This window comes from Burkholderia sp. JPY481 (assembly GCF_038900515.1).
GTDB classification, from domain to species: domain Bacteria; phylum Pseudomonadota; class Gammaproteobacteria; order Burkholderiales; family Burkholderiaceae; genus Paraburkholderia; species Paraburkholderia youngii.
On record NZ_JAYMRT010000025.1, the window covers coordinates 46,411 to 69,403 of the forward strand.

21 protein-coding genes are annotated in these 22,993 nt (G+C 63.8%); 9 read left to right on the forward strand and 12 right to left on the reverse strand.

What is annotated here, in order from left to right; translation table 11 throughout:
- Nucleotides 1-97: 97 nt before the first annotated feature.
- Both VSR82_RS34455 and VSR82_RS34460 read left to right on the forward strand, forming a co-directional pair.
- Nucleotides 98-850 (forward strand): IclR family transcriptional regulator domain-containing protein, encoded by a 753-nt coding sequence (locus VSR82_RS34455; RefSeq protein ID WP_368586377.1) that lies wholly within the window; start codon nucleotides 98-100, stop codon nucleotides 848-850.
- A 268-nt stretch (nucleotides 851-1,118) separates the two neighbouring features.
- The gene (locus tag VSR82_RS34460; protein WP_018432578.1) at nucleotides 1,119-1,328 is read left to right on the forward strand and encodes a hypothetical protein; all 210 of its coding nucleotides are present in this window, start codon (nucleotides 1,119-1,121) and stop codon (nucleotides 1,326-1,328) included.
- A 151-nt stretch (nucleotides 1,329-1,479) separates the two neighbouring features.
- Here VSR82_RS34460 and VSR82_RS34465 read toward each other — a convergent pair whose 3' ends face one another.
- Together VSR82_RS34465 and VSR82_RS34470 are read right to left on the reverse strand one after the other, a co-directional pair.
- Complete coding sequence (locus VSR82_RS34465; protein WP_410852571.1) at nucleotides 1,480-1,758, reverse strand: hypothetical protein; 279 nt, start codon at nucleotides 1,756-1,758, stop codon at nucleotides 1,480-1,482.
- A gap of 53 nt (nucleotides 1,759-1,811) precedes the next feature.
- Complete coding sequence (locus VSR82_RS34470) at nucleotides 1,812-2,570, reverse strand: Mut7-C RNAse domain-containing protein (RefSeq protein ID WP_368586379.1); 759 nt, start codon at nucleotides 2,568-2,570, stop codon at nucleotides 1,812-1,814.
- A gap of 93 nt (nucleotides 2,571-2,663) precedes the next feature.
- On the opposite strand from VSR82_RS34470, the gene VSR82_RS34475 reads away from it, so the two are divergent.
- Both VSR82_RS34475 and VSR82_RS34480 read left to right on the forward strand, forming a co-directional pair.
- A complete protein-coding gene (locus VSR82_RS34475; RefSeq protein WP_368586380.1) occupies nucleotides 2,664-3,533 on the forward strand; it encodes an NAD(P)-dependent oxidoreductase in 870 nt (289 codons plus the stop codon).
- Nucleotides 3,534-3,641: 108 nt separating this feature from the next.
- Complete coding sequence (locus tag VSR82_RS34480) at nucleotides 3,642-4,277, forward strand: LysE family translocator (RefSeq protein ID WP_368586381.1); 636 nt, start codon at nucleotides 3,642-3,644, stop codon at nucleotides 4,275-4,277.
- A gap of 373 nt (nucleotides 4,278-4,650) precedes the next feature.
- Here VSR82_RS34480 and argC read toward each other — a convergent pair whose 3' ends face one another.
- The 3 genes from argC to VSR82_RS34495 form a co-directional block, all read right to left on the reverse strand.
- Nucleotides 4,651-5,598, reverse strand: a complete 948-nt coding sequence (gene argC, locus VSR82_RS34485) for an N-acetyl-gamma-glutamyl-phosphate reductase (protein ID WP_429461677.1) — start codon at nucleotides 5,596-5,598, stop codon at nucleotides 4,651-4,653.
- Nucleotides 5,599-5,815: 217 nt separating this feature from the next.
- The gene (locus tag VSR82_RS34490; RefSeq protein ID WP_410852567.1) at nucleotides 5,816-6,388 is read right to left on the reverse strand and encodes a flavodoxin family protein; all 573 of its coding nucleotides are present in this window, start codon (nucleotides 6,386-6,388) and stop codon (nucleotides 5,816-5,818) included.
- 89 nt (nucleotides 6,389-6,477) lie between these two features.
- Nucleotides 6,478-7,074: a YbhB/YbcL family Raf kinase inhibitor-like protein gene (locus VSR82_RS34495; protein WP_368586384.1), complete on the reverse strand. Its 597-nt coding sequence runs from the start codon at nucleotides 7,072-7,074 to the stop codon at nucleotides 6,478-6,480.
- Between the two features lie 269 nt (nucleotides 7,075-7,343).
- Between VSR82_RS34495 and VSR82_RS34500 the strand changes: the two genes are divergently transcribed.
- A complete protein-coding gene (locus VSR82_RS34500; RefSeq protein ID WP_429461680.1) occupies nucleotides 7,344-8,033 on the forward strand; it encodes a response regulator in 690 nt (229 codons plus the stop codon).
- Between the two features lie 157 nt (nucleotides 8,034-8,190).
- Here the strand turns inward: VSR82_RS34500 and VSR82_RS34505 are convergent, their stop codons facing one another.
- Nucleotides 8,191-8,877, reverse strand: a complete 687-nt coding sequence (locus VSR82_RS34505; RefSeq protein WP_013090785.1) for an orotate phosphoribosyltransferase — start codon at nucleotides 8,875-8,877, stop codon at nucleotides 8,191-8,193.
- Nucleotides 8,878-9,190: 313 nt separating this feature from the next.
- Here VSR82_RS34505 and VSR82_RS34510 point away from each other — a divergent pair, with 313 nt between their 5' ends.
- Nucleotides 9,191-10,435 carry an MFS transporter gene (locus VSR82_RS34510; RefSeq protein ID WP_498858486.1) on the forward strand — a complete coding sequence of 415 codons (1,245 nt, stop codon included), beginning with the start codon at nucleotides 9,191-9,193 and terminating at the stop codon, nucleotides 10,433-10,435.
- Between the two features lie 293 nt (nucleotides 10,436-10,728).
- A complete protein-coding gene (locus VSR82_RS34515; RefSeq protein WP_368586387.1) occupies nucleotides 10,729-13,011 on the forward strand; it encodes an NADP-dependent malic enzyme in 2,283 nt (760 codons plus the stop codon).
- Nucleotides 13,012-13,137: 126 nt separating this feature from the next.
- Here the strand turns inward: VSR82_RS34515 and VSR82_RS34520 are convergent, their stop codons facing one another.
- Complete coding sequence (locus VSR82_RS34520) at nucleotides 13,138-16,737, reverse strand: indolepyruvate ferredoxin oxidoreductase family protein (RefSeq protein ID WP_429461683.1); 3,600 nt, start codon at nucleotides 16,735-16,737, stop codon at nucleotides 13,138-13,140.
- Between the two features lie 388 nt (nucleotides 16,738-17,125).
- Here VSR82_RS34520 and VSR82_RS34525 point away from each other — a divergent pair, with 388 nt between their 5' ends.
- Nucleotides 17,126-17,320, forward strand: coding sequence for a hypothetical protein (locus VSR82_RS34525; RefSeq protein ID WP_368586389.1), 195 nt, complete (start codon nucleotides 17,126-17,128; stop codon nucleotides 17,318-17,320).
- A 138-nt stretch (nucleotides 17,321-17,458) separates the two neighbouring features.
- On the opposite strand, the gene hppD is transcribed toward VSR82_RS34525, so the two are convergent.
- Nucleotides 17,459-18,556 (reverse strand): 4-hydroxyphenylpyruvate dioxygenase, encoded by a 1,098-nt coding sequence (gene hppD / locus VSR82_RS34530; RefSeq protein WP_368586390.1) that lies wholly within the window; start codon nucleotides 18,554-18,556, stop codon nucleotides 17,459-17,461.
- Nucleotides 18,557-18,744: 188 nt separating this feature from the next.
- On the opposite strand from hppD, the gene VSR82_RS34535 reads away from it, so the two are divergent.
- Nucleotides 18,745-19,242, forward strand: a complete 498-nt coding sequence (locus tag VSR82_RS34535; RefSeq protein WP_013090779.1) for an Lrp/AsnC family transcriptional regulator — start codon at nucleotides 18,745-18,747, stop codon at nucleotides 19,240-19,242.
- Between the two features lie 99 nt (nucleotides 19,243-19,341).
- Here VSR82_RS34535 and VSR82_RS34540 read toward each other — a convergent pair whose 3' ends face one another.
- The 4 genes from VSR82_RS34540 to paaE form a co-directional block, all read right to left on the reverse strand.
- Nucleotides 19,342-20,010, reverse strand: a complete 669-nt coding sequence (locus VSR82_RS34540; RefSeq protein WP_498858487.1) for a GNAT family N-acetyltransferase — start codon at nucleotides 20,008-20,010, stop codon at nucleotides 19,342-19,344.
- 274 nt (nucleotides 20,011-20,284) lie between these two features.
- Complete coding sequence (locus tag VSR82_RS34545) at nucleotides 20,285-20,896, reverse strand: TetR/AcrR family transcriptional regulator (protein ID WP_368586392.1); 612 nt, start codon at nucleotides 20,894-20,896, stop codon at nucleotides 20,285-20,287.
- A gap of 17 nt (nucleotides 20,897-20,913) precedes the next feature.
- Nucleotides 20,914-21,729 (reverse strand): DUF1835 domain-containing protein, encoded by an 816-nt coding sequence (locus VSR82_RS34550; protein ID WP_410852561.1) that lies wholly within the window; start codon nucleotides 21,727-21,729, stop codon nucleotides 20,914-20,916.
- Between the two features lie 175 nt (nucleotides 21,730-21,904).
- Entirely contained in the window at nucleotides 21,905-22,993 is a 1,089-nt protein-coding gene (gene paaE / locus VSR82_RS34555) for a 1,2-phenylacetyl-CoA epoxidase subunit PaaE (RefSeq protein WP_429461687.1), read from the reverse strand.

The following is a 22,993-nucleotide window of genomic DNA, read 5'->3' on the forward strand; positions in this document are numbered from 1 at the left end:
TCGCGCAACGGCCGCGCGGTCGCCGTCGTGCGGACCGCCCTGATCAGGCGACTTGCAAACCGGACCGTGATCCCGGCTCTTTCCACGAGCAAACGAAATGGACGACAGGGACTGGATCGCGGGCGCCGCGAAGGCGCTCGCGATCATCGAAGCATTCGACGAAGAGCACGCGCGCATGACGCCGACGATGGTTGCCGCGCGCGCCGGCCTTTCGCGGACGGCCGCACGCCGCTATCTGCTGACGCTGCGCGAGCTCGGCTACGTCGACACCGACGGCAAGCTGTTCTGGCTCGCGCCGCGCGTGCTGCGGCTCGGCCAGTCCTACCTCGATTCGGCGCGGCTGCCGCGCACGGTGCAGCCGTTCCTGCAGCGGATCACCGCAACCGTGCAGGAAACCGCGCTGGTCGCGATCCTCGACGAACACGATGTCGTCTACGTCGCGCGCAACGGCGTGAATCGGGCGATGGCGGTCGGCTTCGTGACCGGCTCGCGCGCGCCGGCGCCATTATCGTCGGCGGGGCTCGTGCTGCTCGCGTTTCAGCCGCCCGACAGCATCGACCCGTGGCTCGCGTCGTATCCGATCAAGGTTTTTACGCCGTACACCTATTCGACGGTCGACCGGCTCAGGGAAGTGCTCGGCGAAATCCGCCGCAACGGCTACGTGGTCACCGACCAGCAACTCGAGCTCGGCGTGCGCGGCGTCGCGGTGCCGTTGCGCGACCGGCACGGTACGGTGGTCGCGGCGATCAGCGTCAGCATGCCGATCGGCGAGGAGTCCGCGAACGCCGCGCTGCACCGTGTTTTGCCGGCGCTGCAGGAGACCGCGAGCCTGCTGCGGAACCTGGTTTGAGCGCGGCGAAGCGGTCGGTGAGGCGCGCGGCGGGCGGCTTCACGGGGAGATGGTAGTGTCCCTGGCGCAACTTGCAGGTCGTGAAAGCACGCTGAAAGCAGGCTGTCTCCCGGAAAATACATATCGAGTTTTACGCATGACAAACCGCCTACGCTTGGGTAATACTCTCCCGCGGGGAGCGCAAGGCGCCTCGAAGTCCGGCCCGCTCTACCGTGCAGCTGTTGTATTCATTCACATTGACTAAGTCGTCTGGTTTGGGGATCAACACATGAAAAAAGTTATCGTCTCGCTCGCAGCCGCTTCGATCGCACTCGTTTCCGTTCAGGCTTTCGCACAGGCATCGGATGCCGCCGCTACGGAAGCAGCAAGCGCACCGAAGAAGCATCACATCAAGCAACTGAAGACCCACGGCAAGAAGGCACACGTTTCCGCTGCAGCTTCGGCCGCCGGCACGAACGACAAGGGCACGCAGAACTAAGCCGACGCCCGTTCGTCGGGCGTGCCATGCCGCTGCACCGGGCCGCTTGCCGGTCGGTGTGGCCGGCGAAGGCAGATGCGTTGCTAGCAAAAAGGCCAGAGCTCGCGCTCTGGCCTTTTTGCTTTTGCGGCGAATATCGCGCGCGGGACGATCAGCCCGCGAGCCCGCGGCGGATCACTTCATCGAGCAGCCCGTTCAGGCCGTCCGGATGCGTGGCGGCGCGCGTTTTCAACTCTTCCACCAGCCCGCTATTGAGCTTGCACGCAAACGGGACGAGGCCTTGCGCCTGATCGAGCTTGCGCTGCTCGCGCCGGTCGGCTTTCGGCTCGGTCGCGACATTCTTGCCGCCGCGGTTCGCGGCCGCCTGCTTCATCGCGTTGCCCAGTTTCAGCGCCTTGTTCTTTTCAAGGTCGGTTTTTTTCATCGCCATCGGAAAGGCCTCTGCCAAATAGATCAACCCGCATTGTACGCAAGCGCGCGGGCTCAGCCGACCCGCTCCGGCGCGCTGGCGGAGACGCTGTCCATCAATGCGCGCATCCTCTGCCAATGCGTGCCTTCCCAGAACACGCGTCCGCATACATCGCAGGTGACGAAGCGGCTGTGCCGCTGCAGCACGCCGTGCGGCACACGCGGGCCGGCTTCCTCGCGCCCGATGCGCCGCAGTGGCGCGTTGCATACCAGGCATAGCCGGAACGGTTGCGCGCTGCGCGCGAGATCGAGCCGCTCGAACACTTCGCGCAACTGCTCGCGCGGCCGCAGCGCGCGCACATAGCAGCCGTGGGTGATGTTGCGGCGCTTGAGCAGCTCGCGGTCGCGCGTCAGCACGATGCGCTGTTGCGCGGCGGCGAGCGCCTCGATATCGGCGTCGGGAAAGTGGTTGTCGTACAGCGTATCGAAGCCCGCCAGCCGCAACAGTGGCGCGAGGCCGCCGAGATGCGCGTCGGCGATGAAGCGCATCACGCGCAACGGACGCTCGCGCACACGCAGCAGCGGCTGGATGTCGAGCGCCTCGAACTTTGGATAGACCGCGACGCGGTCGCCGTCGGCGAGCGGATAATCGAAACCGACCGACTCGCCGTTCACGAGGATCAGTTCGACCTCGGTATGCGGCACACCGAGCACTTCGATCATGTGCTTGGTCGTCGCGTCGCGCGCGCACACGCAGGTGAACGCGCGCCGGCGCAGCGGCCGTGCGATGAAGTCGTTCAGCTCCTCGTAGAAGCGGAATGTCGCGGTGACCATGCCTGCAGTATCGCACCGCCCGGGCTGCGTGTTGTCCTGCGCGTGTCGCATGAGTGTGCTTTACTTCGGGTTCTTTAGCAGACGGAGCGATAGATGGACATTGGTTTTATCGGTCTCGGCGAGATGGGCGCCGCGATGGTTGCAAACATTCTGAAAGCCGGGCACCAGGTGCGCGTGTGGAACCGCTCGCCGGAAAAGGCTCAGCCGCTGGCCGCGCTGGGCGCGCAAGTGGTCGCCACGCCGGCTGAAGCGTTTGCGGGTGACGCCGTGTTCTCGATGCTCGCCGACGATGCCGCGCTGCGCGAAGTCATCACCGCGTCGCTGCTCGAACATGCACCGCGCGGGCTGATCCACGCGAACATGGCGACGATTTCCGTCGCGCTCGCCGAGGAACTGGCGACCGCGCACGCGTCGCGCGGCGTGCACTATGTGGCCGCGCCGGTGCTCGGTCGGCCCGACGTCGCGGCCGCGGGCAAGCTGACGATCGTCGCGGGCGGGCCGGCCGAATCGATCGACCGGATCCAGCCGATTTTCGACGTGCTCGGCCAGAAGACCTGGCGCATCGGCTCGCTGCCGCAGCAGGCGAATGTGATGAAACTGGCCGCGAACTTCATGCTCGGTGCGGCGATCGAGTCGCTCGGCGAAGCGGCCGCGCTCGTGACGGGCCACGGCGTCGGGATGCACGACTTCCTCGACGTGATCACGAGCGGCCTGTTCCCGGGACCGGTGTATTCGGGCTACGGCAAGCTGATCGCCGAGCAACGCTTCGAACCGGCGCTGTTCAAGGCGCGTCTGGGACTCAAGGACGTGCGCCTCGCGCTCGCCGCCGCCGATGCGGTGACGACGCCGATGCCGGTCGCGAGCGTGGTACGCGACAGCCTGATCGAAGCGATCGCGCACGGCGACGGCGAGAAGGATTTCGCGGTACTGGGCCAGGTGGCCGCGCGGCGCGCCGGCCGTTGACGAAAGGCTTCGATCGCCGCACGCGAGCGATCGCCTTAATGTGAGCGCATGAAGTCACGCTGGGCGGCAAGGCATAATGGCCGCCCGATCCCCTCACATCCGATTTCGATGACTCTGCATACCTGGTGGCTGTTCGTCGCCACCGTTTTCGTCGTTTCCGCGATTCCCGGTCCCAACATGCTGCTCGTGATGACGCACGGCGCCCAGCACGGTCTGCGCCGCGCGAGCGCGACAATGGCCGGCTGTCTGTCGGCGCTGGTGCTGATGCTGGCGGTATCGGCGGCGGGACTCGGCGTGTTTCTGGCGGCATGGCCGACCATGTTCAACGCACTGCGCATGATCGGCGCGGCCTACCTCGTGTATCTGGGCATCAAGGCATGGCGTGCGCCAGCCGACGAAGCCGCCGCGCAAACCGTCGACGACCTGGCGCTCAGGCCAGCGCGCTCGCGCTTCGCGCTGTTTCGCAACGGCTTTCTGGTCGCGAGCAGCAATCCGAAGGCGATTCTGTTCGCGGCCGCGCTGCTGCCGCAATTCATCGATGCCACCGAGCCGAAGTTGCCGCAGTTCGGCGTGCTGCTCGCGACGTTCGCGTTGATCGAGGTCAGCTGGTATCTGGTGTACGCGGGTTTCGGCACGCGCATCGGCGCGAAGCTGAAAAGCCGCAGCGTCGCAAGGATGTTCAACCGGCTGACGGGCGGTGTGTTCGTCGGTTTCGGCGCGATGATGGCGCTGGTGCGGCACTAAGCACCGCGCCTCCTGGCAGACAAGGAGAAACGCAAGCGTATTAATGTGGCTGTTGTATGTTTGCAACATCGAGGGTCAACCCTAATTTGCATGTTGCAACGCACCAAGCGGTTTGCTATAGTACGTCTTGTCTCCTCCATGTCTCCTCTGATATGGATTCAGCCCGCCAACCTAGGCGGGCTTTTTTTTTGCCCGGAATTCGCCGCATGTGCGCAAAGCGCGGCCGCGAACGTGGAAAACCAAGCTCAGAACTTATACGACACGGCCACGTAGGAAGTGATCGGGTTCGCGGTATTGAAACGAAAAAAGCCGGTCTGTAAAGACCGGCTTTTTCGTTTTCGTAGCTCGCGGTGAGGCCCGCGAGCCGACTCGCTTAGCGTGTCAAACCGCTGTCTTCGGCCGCGCCGATCGCGAGATTCATGCACTGGATCGCCGCACCCGACGCTCCCTTGCCGAGATTGTCCAGACGCGCGACGGTCACGAAGCGCTCCTCATCGCCGAACACGAACAGGTCGACACGATTGGTGTCGTTGTTCGCCTGCACATCGAAGAAGCCGTTGTCGAGGTTCGCATCGGCGTCGAACGGTGCGACGTGCACGAATGCTTCGCCTGCGTAGTACTCGGCGAACAGAGCCTGCAGGTCCTGCGGCGTCGTCTTCTTCGCGAGCTGACCCGGCGAGAAGTACGTGGTGACCGCGAGGCCCTTGTAGAAGTCGCCGACGATCGGCGTGAAGATCGGCGCCGACTTCAGGCCCGTATGCGCGGCCATTTCCGGCAGATGCTTGTGCGTGAGGCCGAGCGCGTACGGGCGCGGGCTCTTTAGCCTGTCGTTGCCGCCGGCTTCGTAGTCGGCAATCATCTTCTTGCCGCCGCCGCTATAGCCGGTGATCGAGTACGCGTGCGCGGCGAACTCGGGCGCGACTACGCCGCCTGCGACGAGCGGACGCATTGCGAGCACAAATGCCGAGGCGTGGCAGCCCGGCACGGCGATGCGTTTGGCGGTGCGCAGCCGCTCGCGCTGCGAACGGGCCAGCTCAGGCAGGCCGTACGCCCAGTCGGGCGACGTGCGGAACGCGGTGCTCGCGTCGATCAGCACCGTGCGGTCGTTCTCGACGAGCGAAGCGGATTCGCGCGAGGCGACGTCGGGCAGACACAGGAACGTGACGTCCGATGCGTTGATGAGACGACGGCGTTCGTCCAGATCCTTGCGCTTCGCTTCTTCGATACGCACGATTTCGACGTCGGCGCGCTGCGACAGGTATTCAAAAATCTTCAGGCCGGTGGTGCCTTCCTGTCCGTCGACAAAAACTTTCGTGCTCATCTCAATCTCACTCGCTGGAAACGGGGCGCGACGCCGCGCCGGAACGTTATTTTAAGACGTCATCGCCGGGCCAGTGCGGTGCAGCGCGAAAAAACGACGATGCGCGCGCAACGTGACATCGGCGTGACCCGCTGTGCGGCAAATGCTGACTGATGACCGAAGATGCACCATCGATGCGGCGCGACGCCGTTTGGGCGCCCTTCAGTGCATGCAGCCATCAGCCGCGCGCCGCGTTCCAGCGCGCAGTGACGCCGGCGATGCGCGCGCCGAACAGGCGTGCGGTTTCGAGATCGCCCGGCGGCGGCGCTTCGTCGGGCGACGCATCGGCCGCAGATTGCGTGAGCAGGCCGGTAAAGCCGCCGACGAAGTTCAGATCGTTGCGCGTCGCGGCCTTCGTGTTCGACGGCATCATGCCGGTGCCCGCCCAGATCATGCTGTGCTGCATCGCCAGCGTGACGAAGTACTGGATCGTCGAGAACTTGTCGCCGTTCATCGTCGCCGAGTTCGTGAAGCCGGCCGCGATCTTGTCTTTCCACGCCTGCGCGAACCACGGCTTCGAGCTCGCATCGGCGAACTTCTTGAAGTCGGCAGACGGGCCGCCCATGTAGGTCGGCGCGCCGAAGATCAGCGCGTCGGCGGCGGCGAGCTCGTCCCACGAGGCGTCGTCGAGGTCGCCGACCGGCATCAACTTCGCATGCGCACCGGCTTCGAGTGCGCCCGCGAGGACGGCTTCGGCAACCTTCTTCGTATGGCCGTAGCCGCTGTGATAAACGATGACGATCTTCGACATGGACTGCTCCAGCAAGGCGACCCGCAGGTGATCGGAGACGAAACGCGAGGCGGCGGGGTGGCGCGCCATGACGGCCGCGCTGACCGCCACTAGCGCGCGTAATTGACCACCAGCTTCGCGCTGCCGATCGCGGCCGTGCCGATCTCGTGATCGAACATCAACGCGGGACGCCCTTGCGCGAGACGCAGATCGGCAGAGTTCAGCGCGTACACGGTGATGATATAGCGATGCGGTTTGCCGGGCGGCGGGCACGGGCCGCCATAGCCGTCGGTATCGAAGTCGTTGCGCGCTTCGACCGCGCCGAGCTTGCGCAGGAAACCGGACGAACTGGCATTCTCGGGCAGGCTGTCGACCGTGGCAGGGATGCCCGCGACCGCCCAGTGCCACCAGCCGCGTCCCGGCGCGTCCTCGTCGAACATCGTGATCGCGAAGCCGCGCGTGCCGGCTGGTGCGGCGCGCCATGAGAGCTGCGGTGAACGGTTGCCGCCCTTGCAGTCGTTCTGGTCGAACACCTGCGCATTCTGCACGGCGCCGCCCGCGCGCACGCTCGCGCTCGTCAGCGTGAACGGCTCGTCGGCCCGGGCACCGGCACCATGCGCCGCCAATAGTGCAAGCATCGCGCCGACGGCGAGCGATCGATGCCGCCACGATGAAGCCAACGAAACAACCAGGCAACGCACGCGCATATGCCGGTTCTCCTGTCAGGGCGCGAGGCGCGGGTCCTCGCGATGGTCGTTGTCCTGAATTGTGCCCCAAGGTCGAATAAAGTCTAACACCAGCGCTGATTAGCTCTGCGACGCAATCTGTTCGCGTCCCGCGGAATTAGCAGATAGGAAATCAGCTATAGTAAGAGGATTATCGTGCGACCCTGGCTGTATTTGTCTCGTTTAAATAGCGAGCGTCGAAAGAAGTGTTAGGAGTTGTGGAGACCGGTTTATCCGTCCAGAGGAGGACGATGCAAGTTTCACTCAGGGTCGTGGTGGCAGACGATCATCCGGTTATTCTGTTTGGTGCCGAAAATGCGCTTCACAAATTTCCCGGTATGCAAGTCGTTGGGCGCGCAAGACAGTCGACTGAACTCATCAAATTGTTGCAATCCACCGAATGCGACGTGCTCGTCACCGACCTGGCCATGCCGGGCGGCCAGTACGGCGATGGCTTGCAACTGATCGACTATTTGCGCCGCAATTTCCGGAACCTGCCGATCGTCGTGCTCACCATGCTCGAGAACGCCGCCTTGCTGAAACGGCTCAAGGAGCTGGGCGTGACGTCGGTCGTGAACAAGTCGGACGATCTGAGCCATATTGCGCTTGCGGTACAGCACGTCGGCCGTCGCATGACTTATATGAGTCCGTCGGTGAAGGCGGTGCTCGAAGGGTTGCGGGTCAATTCGGCCGGCAAGCGCGACGACTCGAAGCTGTCGCGGCGCGAACTCGAAGTCGTGCGGCTGTTCGTATCGGGTATGACGATCAAGGAAATTTCGGAGCGTTTGAATCGCAGCATCAAGACCATCAGCACGCAGAAAAATGCGGCCATGCGCAAGCTCGGAATCGATCGCGACTCCCAACTGTTTCAGTATGCACAGAGCAATGGTTTGCTGAATCTGTCGTCGAACTCGATCAGGAGCATCACGAACGAGTCCTGATATCGCGCCTCGTTTTGTCCGCCGCGTAATCCGCGAACGGCAAGCGGCAATAAACAATCGGCGATAAAAAAAGCCGCCTGTTTTGCAACAGGCGGCTTTTTATTCAATTCGCATAAAGCGGCTACGTTTTTATTGTCACTGCTTTACCACGATGGCTTTATTGCGGCGCAGACGTCGCACCGCCATGCGCCGCGGACCATTCGGCCGGCGCGTGCAGGAATTTCTCCACTTCGTCGATCGTCTTCGTGTCGAAGTAGTTGTTTTGCTTCGCGACGCGCAGCACGTCCCACCACGTGGCGAGCGCGTGCAGATCGACGTCGATGTCTTTCAGCACCGACACGCTTTCCTTGAAGATGTTGTAGTGGAACAGCACGAAGCAGTGGTTCACCGTCGCGCCGGCGGTGCGCAGCGCGTTGATGAAGTTGATCTTGCTGCGGCTGTCGGTCGTCAAGTCTTCGACGAGCAGCACGCGCTGGCCTTCGGTCAGCAGACCTTCGATCTGCGCGTTGCGGCCGAAACCCTTCGGCTTCTTGCGCACGTACTGCATTGGCACCATCAGGCGGTCGGACAGCCATGCCGCGAACGGGATACCCGCGGTTTCGCCGCCGGCGACCGCGTCGATCTGCTCATAGCCGACGTCGCGCAGGATCGTCGCTTCGGCCATTTCCATCAGGCCGCGGCGCACGCGCGGATACGAGATCAGCTTGCGGCAGTCGATATACACCGGGCTCGCCCAGCCGGACGTGAAAATATACGGTTTCTCCGCGTTGAAATGCACTGCTTGCACTTCGAGCAGCATTTTGGCGGTGGTGTCGGAGATCGTCTGGCGATCGAAGCCTGTCATGGGCGGATCCTTCGGAGTGAGCGGGGGAGAAGCGGGCGCCGGGCCCGGTGGCGCAGCATGCGGGGTATGCCGCGCCATGCTGGGCGGGATACGCGGCCGGGGGAAGAGCACAGACCGGCTTTTGCTGCGCGCGTGGGCCGTTATTTTACCTGAAATGGGTCGCACCGAGGAGGCCGTCGTACGCGGAGGCGCCGCCAGCGGACGGTTCGGCGCGCGCATCGTCTTGTGACCGGCTGAGGCCGCCTTTACACTCACGCGACTTTCCCCAGGCGGCAACCCACACGGCCGCCCCCAGACCAACGGAATGCTTTCAATGAACGCCGCCCCACCCGCCTCTGCCTCCGCCACCGAAACCCGTTCGGCCGTCAAGCCGGGCCATGCGGGCCGCGCGCTGCTCGCGTCGTTGCTGGGCTACGCGATGGACGGCTTCGATCTGCTGATCCTCGGCTTCATGCTGCCTGTGATCGCCGCCGATCTGCATCTAAGCTCGTCGCAGGCTGGCGCGCTGGTTACATGGACGTTGATCGGCGCAGTCGCGGGCGGCGTGCTGTTCGGCGTGCTCAGCGATTATTTCGGCCGCGTGCGCATGCTGACTTGGACGATCCTGATCTTCGCGGTGTTCACCGGCCTGTGCGCGCTCGCGCAGGGCTACACGGACCTGCTGATCTACCGGACCATCGCCGGCATCGGGCTGGGCGGCGAATTCGGCATCGGTATGACGCTGGTCGCCGAAGCGTGGCCGGCGTCGCAGCGGGCGCGGGTGTCGTCGTATGTCGGGCTTGGCTGGCAGCTCGGCGTGCTGGCGGCCGCGCTGCTGACGCCGCTCCTGCTGCCGGTGATCGGTTGGCGCGGCATGTTCGCGCTCGGGCTGGCGCCGGCGGTCGTATCGTTCTTCGTGCGGCGCCGCGTCGAGGAGCCGGCGCTTTTCAACCAGCGCGTCGCGCGCGGCATGCGCAAGCTGCCGCTGAAACTGCTGTTCGTCGATGCGCGCACGACGCGCGCGAGCCTCGGCGTCGCGATCCTGTGCTCGGTGCAGAACTTCGGCTATTACGGCTTGATGATCTGGCTGCCGAGCTATCTGTCGAAGACCTTCGGCTATTCGCTGACCAAATCGGGGCTATGGACCGCCGCGACGATTCTCGGCATGGCGGCCGGCATCTGGCTATTCGGCATCGCCGCCGACCGCTTCGGCCGTAAACCGACGTTCCTGTTCTACCAGGCGGGCGCCGTCGTGATGGTGTTCGTCTATGCGCAACTGACGACGCCGATGGCGTTGCTGATTGGCGGCGCGGCGATGGGGGTGTTCGTGAACGGCATGATCGGCGGCTATGGCGCGCTGATTTCGGAGCTCTATCCAACCGATGCGCGCGCCACCGCGCAAAACGTGCTGTTCAACGCCGGCCGCGCGGTGGGCGGCTTTGGGCCGGTGGTGGTGGGCGCGCTGGCGGCGCGCTACTCGTTCGGCGCGGCGCTCGCGCTGCTCGCGTCGATTTATCTGCTCGACATCTTCGCGACACTATTTCTGATCCCTGAACGACGCGGCGCCGAGCTCGATTGAGCGTGTCGCCGCCACATGGCGCAAAAACACTGCCGGATGCAGCGACTCTGCATTTATAGCGGCTGTTTCGCCAATTGCGAGTTCTGTTAACCACTCAGTGCATCGACACATCCGGGGTGTACACTGATCGACCCGCGAAGCACTCCACATCGTCCCGTCTTCGTCGAGGTAAGCCATCGCGCCTTGCCGGGCGCGTGCGAAAACCGCCTCGGTCGGCTATCCATTCGACAGATGAAAACGCCGCAACGGTGTGGGGCGCCGGGCCCAATCACTTACGTCTCGCAGGCCTAGAAATGGACGAACAACTGAAGCAAAGCGCTCTCGCATATCACCAGAATCCGAAACCTGGCAAGATTTCGGTGACGCCCACCAAGCCGCTGTCGAACCAGCTAGATTTGTCGCTCGCGTATTCGCCGGGCGTGGCCGCAGCCTGTATGGCGATTCACGATGAACCGCTCGACGCGCAGAAGTACACGTCGCGCGGCAACCTGGTCGGCGTGATCACGAACGGTACTGCGGTGCTCGGCCTCGGCAACATCGGCCCGCTCGCCGCGAAGCCGGTGATGGAAGGCAAGGGGTGTCTGTTCAAGAAGTTCGCCGGCATCGACGTGTTCGACATCGAACTCTCCGAATCCGATCCGGACAAGCTCGTCGAGGCGATCGCGATGCTCGAGCCCACACTGGGCGGCATCAATCTCGAGGACATCAAGGCGCCCGAGTGCTTCTACATCGAGAAGAAGCTGCGCGAACGTATGAAGATTCCGGTCTTCCACGACGATCAGCACGGCACCGCGATTATCGCGTCGGCGGCGATCCTGAACGGCCTCAAAGTGGTCGGCAAGAAGCTCGACGAAGTGAAGCTGGTTTGTTCGGGCGCGGGCGCGGCGGCGATTGCGTGTCTGGATCTGCTCGTCAATCTCGGTCTGTCGAAGAAGAACATTATCGTCGCCGACTCGAAGGGCGTGATCTACGAAGGGCGCGGCAACCTCGATCCGTCGAAGGAACGCTATGCGGCGCACACCGAAGCGCGCTCGCTCGCCGATGCGATTCGTGGCGCCGACGTGTTCCTCGGCTGCTCCAGCGCCGGCGTGCTAAAGCCGGAGATGGTCGCCGAAATGGGCTCGCAGCCGCTGATTCTCGCGCTCGCGAACCCGGAGCCGGAAATTCGTCCGGAAGAAGCGCGCAAGGTGCGTCCGGACTGCATCATCGCGACCGGCCGTTCGGACTATCCGAACCAGGTCAACAACGTGCTGTGCTTCCCGTTCATCTTCCGTGGCGCGCTCGACGTGGGCGCGACGACGATCACCGAAGAAATGAAGCTCGCGTGCGTGCGCGCGATCGCCGAGCTGGCCGAGGAAACCGACCAGGGCGATGAAGTCGCGAAGGCCTACGAAGGCCACTCGCTCGAATTCGGTCCCGAATACCTGATTCCGAAGCCGTTCGATCCGCGCCTGATCATCAAGATCGCGCCGGCCGTCGCCCAGGCTGCGATGGATTCGGGTGTCGCGACGCGTCCGATCCAGGACATGGACGCGTATCGCGAACAACTCGGCGCGACCGTCTATCGCTCGGGCATGGTGATGCGGCCGGTGTTCGCGGCGGCGAAGTCGGCGCCGGCGCGCATCGTGTTCGCGGAAGGCGAAGACGAGCGCGTGCTGCGCGCCGCGCAGTTCGTGCTGCTCGAAAAGATCGCGAAGCCGATCCTGGTCGGCCGTCCGTCGGTGATCGAGATGCGTCTGAAGAAGATGGGCTCGAAGCTCAAGTGCGGCGAAGACGTCGAGATCGTCGATCCGGAAGACGATCCGCGCTATCACAAGAGCTGGCAGGCGTATCACGAAATCGGCGCGCGCGAGGGCGTGACGCCCGACGTCGCGAAGGCGGCGATGCGCAAGTTCAACACGCTGATCGGCGCGATCCTCGTGCATCTCGGGGATGCGGACGGCATGATCTGCGGGATGATCGGCCAGTACCACACGCACCTGAACTTCATCGAGCAGGTGCTCGGCAAGGCCGACAACGTCGATAACTTCGCCGCGATGAACCTGCTGATGCTGCCGGGCCGCAACCTGTTCATCTGCGACACGTACGTGAACGAAGTGCCGACCGCCGAGCAGCTCGCCGACATGACGATGCTCGCCGCGCGCGAAATCGAGAAGTTCGGTATCACGCCGAAGGTCGCGCTGCTGTCGAACTCGAACTTCGGCAGCGCGCCGTCGTCGTCGTCGCAGCGCATGGCCGCGGCGCGCAAGCTGATTACGCAACGCGCGCCGTCGCTCGAAATCGACGGTGAAATGCACGGCGACGCCGCGCTGTCGGAGGCGGTCCGCAAGGCCGCGTTCCCGGGCACGACGCTCGCCGGCGAAGCGAACCTGCTGATCATGCCGAACGTCGAAGCGGCGAACATCGCGTACAACCTGCTGAAGGTGGTGGGCGGCGAGGGCGTGACGGTCGGCCCGTTCCTGCTCGGCGCGGAAAAGCCGGTGCATATCCTGACGCCGGCCGCGACCGTGCGCCGGATCATCAACATGACGGCGGTCGCTTCGGCGAACGCGCGCAAGTCGGTGAACGCGAAGTAACGCGCACGCGACGGCCTCGGCAAAAGCGCTACGGAACTCCGGTTCCGTAGCGCGTTTTTTTGCGCCCCCCAAAAAAAGCGGCGGTCTGTGAAGACCGCCGCTTTTCAGTTCAACTGCCAGAGTCGATCAGGCCGCGTGCTGCGTCGTCTTGCCTGCATCGGACGAACGCCAACGCGTGAGCAGCTCGTTCCACTTGATGCGCACGCCTTTCAGGTTGTTCTCCTTGACGTGCCCATAACCGCGGATGCCGTCGGGCAGATTCGCGAGCTCGACCGCGAGATCGCGCTTCTGCGCAGTCAGTCCGCCGATCAATTCACGCACCAATGCCTCGTATTCGCCGATCAGCGCGCGCTCGGTGCGACGCTCCTCGGTGTTGCCGAACACGTCGAGCGCGGTGCCGCGCAGGAACTTGAGCTTCGCGAGCACGTGCATCGCGCGGAACATCCACGGACCGTACTTCTTCTTCATCAGATGGCCGTGCGCGTCCTTTTTCGATAGCGTCGGCGGCGCGAGATGCAGATGCAGCTTCCAGTCGCCTTCGAACGTCGCGTTCAGCTTTTCGATGAACGCCGGGTCGCTGTACAGACGCGCGACCTCGTATTCGTCCTTGTACGCCATCAGCTTGTGCAGGTTCTTCGCGACCGCTTCGGTCAGCGGCATTCGGCCGTCGGCGGAATCGAGCGCTTCTTCCGCGGCCCGCACCTGCGACACCAGCGCGCGATAGCGCTGCGCGTACGCACTGTTCTGCCAGGCGGTCAGATAGTCGGCGCGTTTGTCGATCAGCGTGTCGAGCGCCTTCGGCGTATGCAGTGCGATGATCTTGCCGTTTGCGTTGTCGGCCGACTCGCCGCGCCCCTGCGTTTGCGCGAGCTTGCGCACCGCGGCCAGATCGTGCGCGGCACGCCGGCCCCATTCGAACGCGGCACGGTTTTTCTCCACCTGCACGTTGTTCAGCTCGATCGCGCGAATCAGCGACTCGTGCGTGAGCGGCACCCAGCCGCGCTGCCACGCGTAGCCGAGCACGAACGGGTTCGTGTAGATCGCGTCGCCGAGCAGCGCGACCGCGAAGTGATTTGCGTCGACGGCCGAGACGTTGTCGTCGCCGGCCGCGGCGCGCACGTCGGCTTCGGTGCTGCTGCCGGGGAAGCGCCAGTTCGGGTTCTTGATCAGCTCGGCCGTTGGCGTGTGCGCGCTGTTAAGCACGACGCGCGTGCGGTTCGCCTGCATGCGCGACACGCATTCGTCGCTGGCGGTTACGATCGCGTCGCAGCCGATCACGAGGCTCGCTTCGCCCATCGCGATACGAGTCGCGTGGATGTCGGCGGGGTGGTTCGCGATCTGCACGTGGCTCATCACGGCGCCGCCTTTCTGCGCGAGGCCGGTGACGTCGAGCACGGTGACGCCCTTGCTCTCGAGATGCGCGGCCATACCGAGCAGCGCGCCGATCGTAACGACGCCGGTGCCGCCGACGCCCGTCACCAGCACGCCGTACGGACGTTCGATGGACGGCAACTCGGGGTCCGGCACCGGTGGCATTTCCGCGCCGGCGCCCGGCGCCGCCTTCGGCTTGCGCAATTGGCCGCCTTCAACGGAGACGAAGCTCGGGCAGAACCCGTTCACGCACGAGAAGTCCTTGTTGCAGGTCGACTGGTTGATCTGGCGCTTCGTGCCGTACTCGGTGTCGAGCGGCTCGACCGACAGGCAGTTCGACTTCACCGAGCAGTCGCCGCAGCCTTCGCACACCGCCTCGTTGATCACGACGCGCCGTGCCGGATCGGGATACGCGCCGCGCTTTCTGCGACGGCGCTTTTCGGTCGCGCAGGTCTGGTCGTAAATCAGGATCGTGGTGCCCGGCACCTCGCGCAGCTGGCGCTGCACGTCGTCGAGCTGGTCGCGGTGATGAATGTCGACGCCGGGCGCGAGGCCGACGTTCGCCGCGTACTTCTCCGGCTCATCGGTGACGATGACGATCTTCGCCGCGCCTTCGGCGGCGAGCTGATGCGTGATCTGCGGCACGGTCAGCACGCCGTCGACCGGCTGGCCGCCGGTCATCGCGACCGCGTCGTTGTACAGCAGCTTGTAGGTGATGTTCGCCTTCGACGCGATCGCCGCGCGGATCGCGAGCAGCCCCGAGTGGAAGTAGGTGCCGTCACCGAGATTGGCGAACACGTGCTTATCGTTCGTGAACGGTGCCTGGCCGATCCACGCGACGCCTTCGCCGCCCATCTGGCTGAACGTGCTGGTGCTGCGGTCCATCCAGACCGTCATGTAATGACAGCCGATGCCGGCCATCGCGCGCGAGCCTTCCGGCACGTTGGTCGACGTGTTGTGCGGGCAGCCCGAGCAGAACCACGGCTTGCGCTCGACTTCGACGCGCGGCCGCGCGAGCGCCTTTTCCTTCGCTTCGATCACCGCGATGCGCGCGGCGATGCGGGCGCGCACGTCCGACGGCAGATCGAACTTGTCCAGCCGCGTGGCGATTGCCTTCGCGATAATCGCGGGCGACAACTCGTAGTGCGCCGGCAGCAGCCAGTTGCCCATCGGCACCGACCACTCGCCACCGGCGCCGTCTTTTTCGTCGAACTTGCCGAACACGCGCGGGCGTTGCGCGTCGGGCCAGTTGTACAGCTCTTCCTTGATCGCGTATTCGAGGATCTGGCGCTTTTCCTCGACCACGAGAATTTCGTCGAGGCCGCGCGCGAAGGCCTGCGCGCCTTGCGCTTCGAGCGGCCAGACGCAGCCGACCTTGTACAGCCGGATGCCGATGCGCGAGCAGGTTTCATCGTCGAGGCCGAGATCGGTGAGCGCCTGACGCACGTCGAGATAGGCCTTGCCGCCGGTCATGATGCCGAAGCGCGCATGCGGCGAATCGATTTCGACGCGATCGAGTTTGTTCGCGCGCACATAGGCGAGGCCCGCGTACCACTTGTAGTCGAGCAGACGCGCTTCCTGCACGAGCGGCGGATCGGGCCAGCGGATGTTCAGGCCGCCGTCGGGCATCACGAAGTCTTCCGGCAGGATGATGCTGGTGCGGTGCGGGTCGATATCGACCGATGCGGACGATTCGACCACGTCGGTCACGCACTTCATCGCGACCCACAGGCCGGAGTAGCGGCTCATCGCCCAGCCGTGCAGGCCGAAGTCCAGATATTCCTGCACGTTCGAAGGAAACAGCACCGGCAGCCCGCATGCCTTGAATATATGTTCGGACTGGTGCGCGAGTGTCGAGGATTTCGCCGCGTGATCGTCGCCGGCGAGCACCAGAACGCCGCCGTGCCGCGACGAGCCGGCCGAGTTGCCGTGCTTGAAGACGTCGCCGGAACGGTCGACGCCGGGGCCCTTGCCGTACCACATCGAGAACACGCCGTCGTATTTGGCGCTCGGGTACAGGTTGACCTGCTGCGAACCCCACACGGCGGTGGCCGCGAGGTCTTCGTTGACGCCGGGCTGGAACACGACCTGATGCGCGGACAGATGCTTTTTGGCTTTCCACAGCGACTGGTCGAGTCCGCCGAGCGGGGAACCGCGGTAGCCGGAGATGAAGCCGGCCGTATTGAGGCCGGCGGCGCGGTCGCGTTCCTGCTGCAGCATCGGCAGACGCACCAGCGCCTGGATGCCGCTCATGTAAGCGCGGCCGCGATCGAGGGTGTATTTGTCGTCGAGCGTGACGGAAGACAACGCGGCTTCGAGCGAGGCTCGCTGACCTGCGTCTAGCGGGGCATTCATTATGTGTACTCCTCCACTTCAGCTTGGGATCACCAAAACTTTTCTGGCTCCCGGCATCTCGTGAATGCTGGGGCCGGGGTCGTCATATTGACGGGTTTCAAGCGATGGTAGCACTGGTGGAAACCCGCCGCAGCAGATCAGAAATCGCCTGTGCGCGGTCTGAATTCAGATGGTTTCGCGGCAAGTTGGCTGCGGGTTGTCAACAGTTGGCACGCATTTTCGGCGGAATCGAGTTGGGTTGCACTTGGGCATGTAACAAGCTGTAAAACCTACAAACGTGCGGAACCGCAGTGAAAACCACTGTCTAATCCCCGGCCTGCGAGCGATGCCGATCGCTGCGCATTCTGCGCAGCTTCTGGACAGCAGGGTAGTTAGAAAAGGAGTACGCATGCACACAAGAAACATCCAGACGTTCCTGATGGTTTCCGCCGCTTTCTTCGCGATGAGCGCGCCGATGCACTCGAATCCGGGCAGCACGGGGGCGCTGTCGAACGCGATCGTTCGCACGGCGCAGGTCGCGCCAGCGCAGGCGGGAACGATCGACGGTGCGACCGGCAGCAACGAGTACAGGCAGAATTCTTGACGCGCCGCATCGCGCGCGTCTTGTGACAACCGGCCGCCGGTTCGGAGAGAGCGGCGGCGTGCAAACGAAAAAGGGCGAGGATCCTGCGATCTTCGCCCTTTTTTCTTCCGCGCGCCGATCAGGCGCGAGTCATCGTGGTCAGGTCTTATCCTGCACGACACCGCGGCGAATCTGATCGAGCTCGATCGATTCGAACAGCGCCTTGAAGTTGCCCTCGCCGAAGCCCTGATTGCCCTTGCGCTGGATGATCTCGAAGAAGATCGGGCCGATCTGGTTTTCGGTGAAGATCTGCAGCAGCAGATCGTCCGGTGCGCCGTCGATCAGGATCTTGCGCTTGCGCAGTTCCTCGAGCGGCTCGCCATGATTCGGCACGCGCCGGTCGACGAGTTCGTAGTAGGTGTCGATCGTGTCGAGCAGCGAAATGTTCGATGCGCGCAGGCCGTCGACGGTGCGGTAGATGTCGCTGGTGCCGAGCGCTATGTGCTGGATGCCTTCGCCGTGGTACGCGTCCAGATATTCCTGGATCTGACCGGCGGTGTCCGAGCCCTCCTCGTTGATCGGAATGCGGATCTTGCCGCACGGCGAAGTCATCGCCTTCGACTTCACGCCCGTCACCTTGCCCTCGATGTCGAAGTAGCGCACCTCGCGGAAGTTGAACAGGCGCTCGTAGAACTCGGCCCATTCCTGCATGCGGCCGCGATGCACGTTATGCGTCAGGTGATCGATATAAGTCAGGCCGTGGCCGACCGGATTGGGGTTCGCGCCGGGAATCGGTTCGAAGTCGACGTCGTAAATGTCGATGTCACCGATGCTGTTCGGCGCCGCGCCGTTCTTGCCGCGCCAGCGGTCGACGAAATAGATCAGCGAATCGCCGATGCCCTTGATCGCTGGGATGTTCAGCTCCATCGGGCCGGTCTTGTTGTCGAATCCCCAAGCGCCTTTTTCGAGCGCTTGAGCATAAGCCTTCGCGGCGTCCTGCACGCGAAACGCGATCGCGCAGATCGACGGGCCATGCAGGCGCGCGAAGCGCTGCGCGAACGAATGCTTCTCCGCGTTGACGATGAAGTTGATGTCGCCCTGACGATACAGCGTCACGTCCTTGTGACGATGTCGCGCGACGGCCGTGAAGCCCATCCGTTCGAATAGTTTGCCGAGCGCTTTCGGGTCCGGCGCCGTGTATTCGATGAATTCGAAGCCGTCGGTGCCGACCGGATTTTCCCAAGTAGAAACCTGCATTGTCTGTCTCCGATCCCATGTACGGGGTTGCCGAGGCGCGCTGGCGGTGAGCGCGCGGGACGGTCGGCTGAGCGCGACCGGATAGGGCAAGTGTAGAACTGCGATGGAGGCAAGAACTTGCGAACTTAATCGCACATCGCTACTCTTCAGCTACTTTATGGCTCGATTCGAACGAGACGTGGCAGAACATGGCTAATAGCGAGATAGATGCGATCGATCGCCGCATTCTGGCGATCCTTCAGGAAAACGGCCGGCTGTCGAATCAGGAGATTGCGGAGCGGATCAATCTGTCGCCGAGTCCGTGCCTGCGGCGGATTCGCCGGCTCGAGGAAAGCGGCGTGATTCGCGGCTACGTCGCGCTACTCGACGCGCAGCGTCTCGGACTCGACCTGCTTGCGTATGTCAACGTGCGGCTGGAGAAGGGTGGCGGTCGCGCGTTCAGTCCGCATGGCGAGGCTACGCACGCCGATCTGTTCGGCGCGGCCGTGCAGACGTGGCCCGAAGTGGTCGCGTGTCACGCGATGACGGGTGAGATGGATTACCTGCTGCGCGTCCAGGTCGAGGACATGGCGCACTTTTCGCGCTTCGTGCAGGATCAGTTGCTGCGCCATCCGTCGGTGATCGATGTGAAATCGAGCTTTTCGCTCGAAAAGATCAAGGAAACGACAGCGCTGCCCATTTTGTAGGCTTCACGCGTCACGCCCTGCGCATCGCGTTAATTTGGTACAGATAGAAAAAAGGGCGACCTTGCGGCCGCCCCAAGCTCATGTCCCCGTAGCGATTATTCAGGCAGCGACAGCCACCGGCATGAACGACTCGAACAGTCGCGATGCCTGGCGCGCGTGGCGCTTGAGTGCGTAGTCGAACACGGCGGCCTGCTCCTGCAGCATTTCCGCGAGGATGCTCGACTGATCTGCTGGCGACAGCGTGAGATAAGCGTCGGCTTCGCCGTACGCGTACTCGATCTTCATGCCGGCCTTTTTGGCGATGTGCATCATGGTCGAGTTGCGCGCCAGGCAGTGGATGTACAGCGTCGTCACATGCGTGTTGCGGCTGCGGATCGCGGCGCGCTCGAACAGCTTCGAGCCGATACCAATGCCACGCGCGCTTTCGAGCACCGAGACGCCGAATTCGGCGGTGCGCTTGTTGTCTTCGGCCGGCAGGTAGGCCAGATGGCCGACGCCGCTCAGTTCAAGCTTGCTGTTGAATACGCCGAACACCGTGTCGCGCGTGAAGTCGATCGTGCGTACGTAGTTTTCGATCACGTGGTTCGGCACGACCTGGCCGAAGCGCAGCAGGCGGTCTTCCTCGTCAAGCGCGAGGAAGTGCGTGAGCAGGCGTTCGCGATCGACAGCGGTGAGTTCTCGGACCAGAACGTGCGGGCGTCCAGCAGGCAGCGACGCGCGGTCGTTCGGCTCGATCGGCTCGGTGGTGCGAAGGCTAAGCATGTTCATGGTCGGGTTCTCCTTTTAATCAGGCGGCGTTGTGCACCGCAAAACCGATTTTAGCGGAAACCCAAGCCATTCACTAGGGAAAACCCGTACCAAAAACTGACGTGATTACTTGGAATGCTGGAGCCCTAAATTTAGTTAATTGATTTTTAATGGGAATTCAAAATGAACGCACGTACGTGACACCATGCCGCATGCATCCCGGGAGCTGAGATACTTCGTCTGAATGTTGTTGCTTTGCATCATCCGAGGCGCGGGATCGGTTCGGACCGTCGTCTCACCTGGCCGGCGCGGTGCCGAGACCATGCTCGACCATGCCGACCACCTGCTCTGCGAACTCGCGATAGCCCATGCGGCCGTCCGGCTTGAGCCACGTGAAGGTCCAGTTGATCATGCCGAACACCATCATCGTCAGCGCGGTCTGGTTGTCGCGTGTCGCGCGTTCGGGGTAGGCGCGCGCGAGCTGCCGGGCGAACGCGGCGACCACGTCGCGCTGGCGGTTCAGGATGATCTCGCGCTGCGAATCGACCAGATACTTGACGTCGTTCAGCAGCGCAACGTGCCGGCTGTGCGACGTCTCATACTCGGACAGGAACGCGCGGATCAGCTCCGCGAAGGTTTCTCGCTCGCTCAGTTCGCGCCGCTGGCTCGACCCTTCCACCTCGGCGATGATCAGCATCAGCCGCTTCGTGTAGCGATCGAGCAGGTCGAACAGGATCGCTTCCTTGCTCTCGTAATAGTGATAGAGGCGCGCTTTCGAGGTGCCGCTCGCCGCGGCGAGATCGGCCATCGACGTGCTTGGATAGCTGGTCTGCGCAAACTTCGCGGCGGCCAGTTCGAGGATCTGCTCGCGTTGGGTTTCGTGGTCGGGGGCTCGGGTGCGGGCCATAGTTGTCTGTTTTTGTCTTATTGGGGTGAGCAAGGAGCGGATGACGCGCGCAGTTCGAGCGAGCGCCATTCGTTCGCGTCGCCGCGCAGATGGATGCGTCGTTGCGTCGCGAGTTCGTGCATGCGCCACAGCACGATGCTGTCGCTGGCGAGAAACCATAGTTCGGCGGTCATAACATAGGCGGCGACGCGCGCGGCGGACTGCCAGTCGTCGGTTGCGCGTTCGAGGATCAGCGTGTCGAGTTCGGCAAAGCTGCCGCTCGTGAAGGTGTTGTCACGCCAGCGCCGTGTCTCGCCGTTCGCCTGCTTGACCTCCTGCCATTCGAGCGCGAGCCGGCTGATGCGTAGCACGGAAATCGGCGCGGCGTCCGGCAGATGTGCCTGCAATACGTCCGGCGCAAACATGCCGACCGATGTCGCGCGATCCTTGCGAGTATGCGCCCACGCTTGCGGATCGGTGAGGTCGGCGATCGACAGACGCACTTCATTCAAACGCTGCGGGCTGTTGCGCACCAGGTAGCAGACGCGGCGCAGCATCAGCTGATCGGACGCGCTTTCGCCATGCCACACAACGAGATTCGCGGTGTCGCTCGCGAGGCCGTCGAGCACTGCGGCCTGTTCGCGGAACTCGCGCACGAAGTCGCGCTGCGGGTCGGCGCTGACGCGTTCCCAGAAGTCGGCACGCACGTGCGGAGCGTCGTCGACGCCGCGCAACGGGCCGACCGCCAGATCGTCGCGCAACGGCTGCACGCGATCGTCGCGGCCCGCCTGGGCCAGCGCGCTCCGCAGCGACTCGGCGGCGACGTCTCCGTTGGTGAGATGAATCGTGCTCATGGGCAAGGGCTTGCTGTGACGCTTGCAGCTGTAACAAAAAGAGGCCGCTCGCCGACTGGAAACCGACGTCCCGATCGAAGAGCGGCCCCTAGTGTAAGCGGATCGCGAAACGGCCGAAAGCGGCGCCGGCCGTTACACGAAGCGAGTCCGCACCCTGACCACGAAAGCTCCCGGCTCAACGTTCGTCGTAACTGACGACGACCTTGTCGCTCACCGGATGACACTGACACGTCAGCACGAACCCGTCGCGGACCTCGTGTTCTTCGAGCGTGTAGTTCTTTTCCATCTTCACTTCGCCCTCGAGCACCTTCGCGCGACACGTGCAGCACACACCGCCCTTGCACGCATACGGCAGCGCGAGACCGGCGCGCAGCCCGACGTCGAGCACGCTGACGCCCTGATACGGCAGGCGCAGCTTGCGCCGCTTGCCGTCAAGCACGATCTCGAGGTCGGCCGCAGGCGTGTCCGCGGTGATCTCGACGGGCGGCACACCCGCCTGCGGCAGCGGCGTGCCGAAGCGCTCGACGTGCACCTTCGCGGGCGGCACGCCGGCAGCCTTGAGCGCCGCCTCGGCCGCATCCATCATCGGCGCGGGGCCGCAGATGAAGGCTTCGTCGATCGCGTCGGCCGGCAGCAGCTGTTCGAGGAACGCTGCGCACTTCTGCTGGTCGAGCACGCCGTTGAACAGCTCGACGTCCTGCAGGTCGTCCGACAGCACGTGATACAGCACGAAGCGGTTCATGAAGCGGTTCTTCAGATCCTCGAGCTCCTCGGCGAACATGATCTGGTCGACGCTGCGGTTGCCGTACACCAGCGTGAACGTGCTGCGCGGCTCGACTTCGAGCGTCGTCTTGATGATCGCGAGCACCGGCGTGATGCCCGAGCCGCCCGAGAACGCGAGATACTGCTGGCCCTGTTCGGCGTTCAGGTGCGTGAAGAAGCGCCCGTCCGGGGTCATCACGTCGATCGTGTGGCCGGGCTGCAGCGTGTCGAACGCGAAGTTCGAGAAACGCCCGCCGCGCACGCGCTTGATGCCGATGCGCAACTCGCCGTCGCGGTCGTAGTCGGTGACACCCACGCAGATCGAATACGAGCGGCGCGTTTCCTCACCGTCGATATGCGTCTTCAGCGTGACGAACTGGCCCTGCGTGAAGCGATACTGGTCGCGCAGTTCGGGCGGGACTTCGAAGGCGACCGACACCGCATCGGTGGTTTCGGGACGTACTTCGCGGATACGCAGCGGATGGAATTGCGGGGTGGCCAT

Excerpts from the sequence above, each read along its gene's own strand:
- VSR82_RS34455 (WP_368586377.1), top strand. The coding sequence starts at position 98 with ATGGACGACAGGGACTGGATCGCGGGCGCCGCGAAGGCGCTCGCGATC.
- VSR82_RS34460 (WP_018432578.1), top strand. The coding sequence starts at position 1,119 with ATGAAAAAAGTTATCGTCTCGCTCGCAGCCGCTTCGATCGCACTCGTT.
- VSR82_RS34465 (WP_410852571.1), bottom strand. The coding sequence starts at position 1,758 with ATGGCGATGAAAAAAACCGACCTTGAAAAGAACAAGGCGCTGAAACTG.
- VSR82_RS34470 (WP_368586379.1), bottom strand. The coding sequence starts at position 2,570 with ATGGTCACCGCGACATTCCGCTTCTACGAGGAGCTGAACGACTTCATC.
- VSR82_RS34475 (WP_368586380.1), top strand. The coding sequence starts at position 2,664 with ATGGACATTGGTTTTATCGGTCTCGGCGAGATGGGCGCCGCGATGGTT.
- VSR82_RS34480 (WP_368586381.1), top strand. The coding sequence starts at position 3,642 with ATGACTCTGCATACCTGGTGGCTGTTCGTCGCCACCGTTTTCGTCGTT.
- argC (WP_429461677.1), bottom strand. The coding sequence starts at position 5,598 with ATGAGCACGAAAGTTTTTGTCGACGGACAGGAAGGCACCACCGGCCTG.
- VSR82_RS34490 (WP_410852567.1), bottom strand. The coding sequence starts at position 6,388 with ATGTCGAAGATCGTCATCGTTTATCACAGCGGCTACGGCCATACGAAG.
- VSR82_RS34495 (WP_368586384.1), bottom strand. The coding sequence starts at position 7,074 with ATGCGCGTGCGTTGCCTGGTTGTTTCGTTGGCTTCATCGTGGCGGCAT.
- VSR82_RS34500 (WP_429461680.1), top strand. The coding sequence starts at position 7,344 with ATGCAAGTTTCACTCAGGGTCGTGGTGGCAGACGATCATCCGGTTATT.
- VSR82_RS34505 (WP_013090785.1), bottom strand. The coding sequence starts at position 8,877 with ATGACAGGCTTCGATCGCCAGACGATCTCCGACACCACCGCCAAAATG.
- VSR82_RS34510 (WP_498858486.1), top strand. The coding sequence starts at position 9,191 with ATGAACGCCGCCCCACCCGCCTCTGCCTCCGCCACCGAAACCCGTTCG.
- VSR82_RS34515 (WP_368586387.1), top strand. The coding sequence starts at position 10,729 with ATGGACGAACAACTGAAGCAAAGCGCTCTCGCATATCACCAGAATCCG.
- VSR82_RS34520 (WP_429461683.1), bottom strand. The coding sequence starts at position 16,737 with ATGAATGCCCCGCTAGACGCAGGTCAGCGAGCCTCGCTCGAAGCCGCG.
- VSR82_RS34525 (WP_368586389.1), top strand. The coding sequence starts at position 17,126 with ATGCACACAAGAAACATCCAGACGTTCCTGATGGTTTCCGCCGCTTTC.
- hppD (WP_368586390.1), bottom strand. The coding sequence starts at position 18,556 with ATGCAGGTTTCTACTTGGGAAAATCCGGTCGGCACCGACGGCTTCGAA.
- VSR82_RS34535 (WP_013090779.1), top strand. The coding sequence starts at position 18,745 with ATGGCTAATAGCGAGATAGATGCGATCGATCGCCGCATTCTGGCGATC.
- VSR82_RS34540 (WP_498858487.1), bottom strand. The coding sequence starts at position 20,010 with ATGAACATGCTTAGCCTTCGCACCACCGAGCCGATCGAGCCGAACGAC.
- VSR82_RS34545 (WP_368586392.1), bottom strand. The coding sequence starts at position 20,896 with ATGGCCCGCACCCGAGCCCCCGACCACGAAACCCAACGCGAGCAGATC.
- VSR82_RS34550 (WP_410852561.1), bottom strand. The coding sequence starts at position 21,729 with ATGAGCACGATTCATCTCACCAACGGAGACGTCGCCGCCGAGTCGCTG.
- paaE (WP_429461687.1), bottom strand. The coding sequence starts at position 22,993 with ATGGCCACCCCGCAATTCCATCCGCTGCGTATCCGCGAAGTACGTCCC.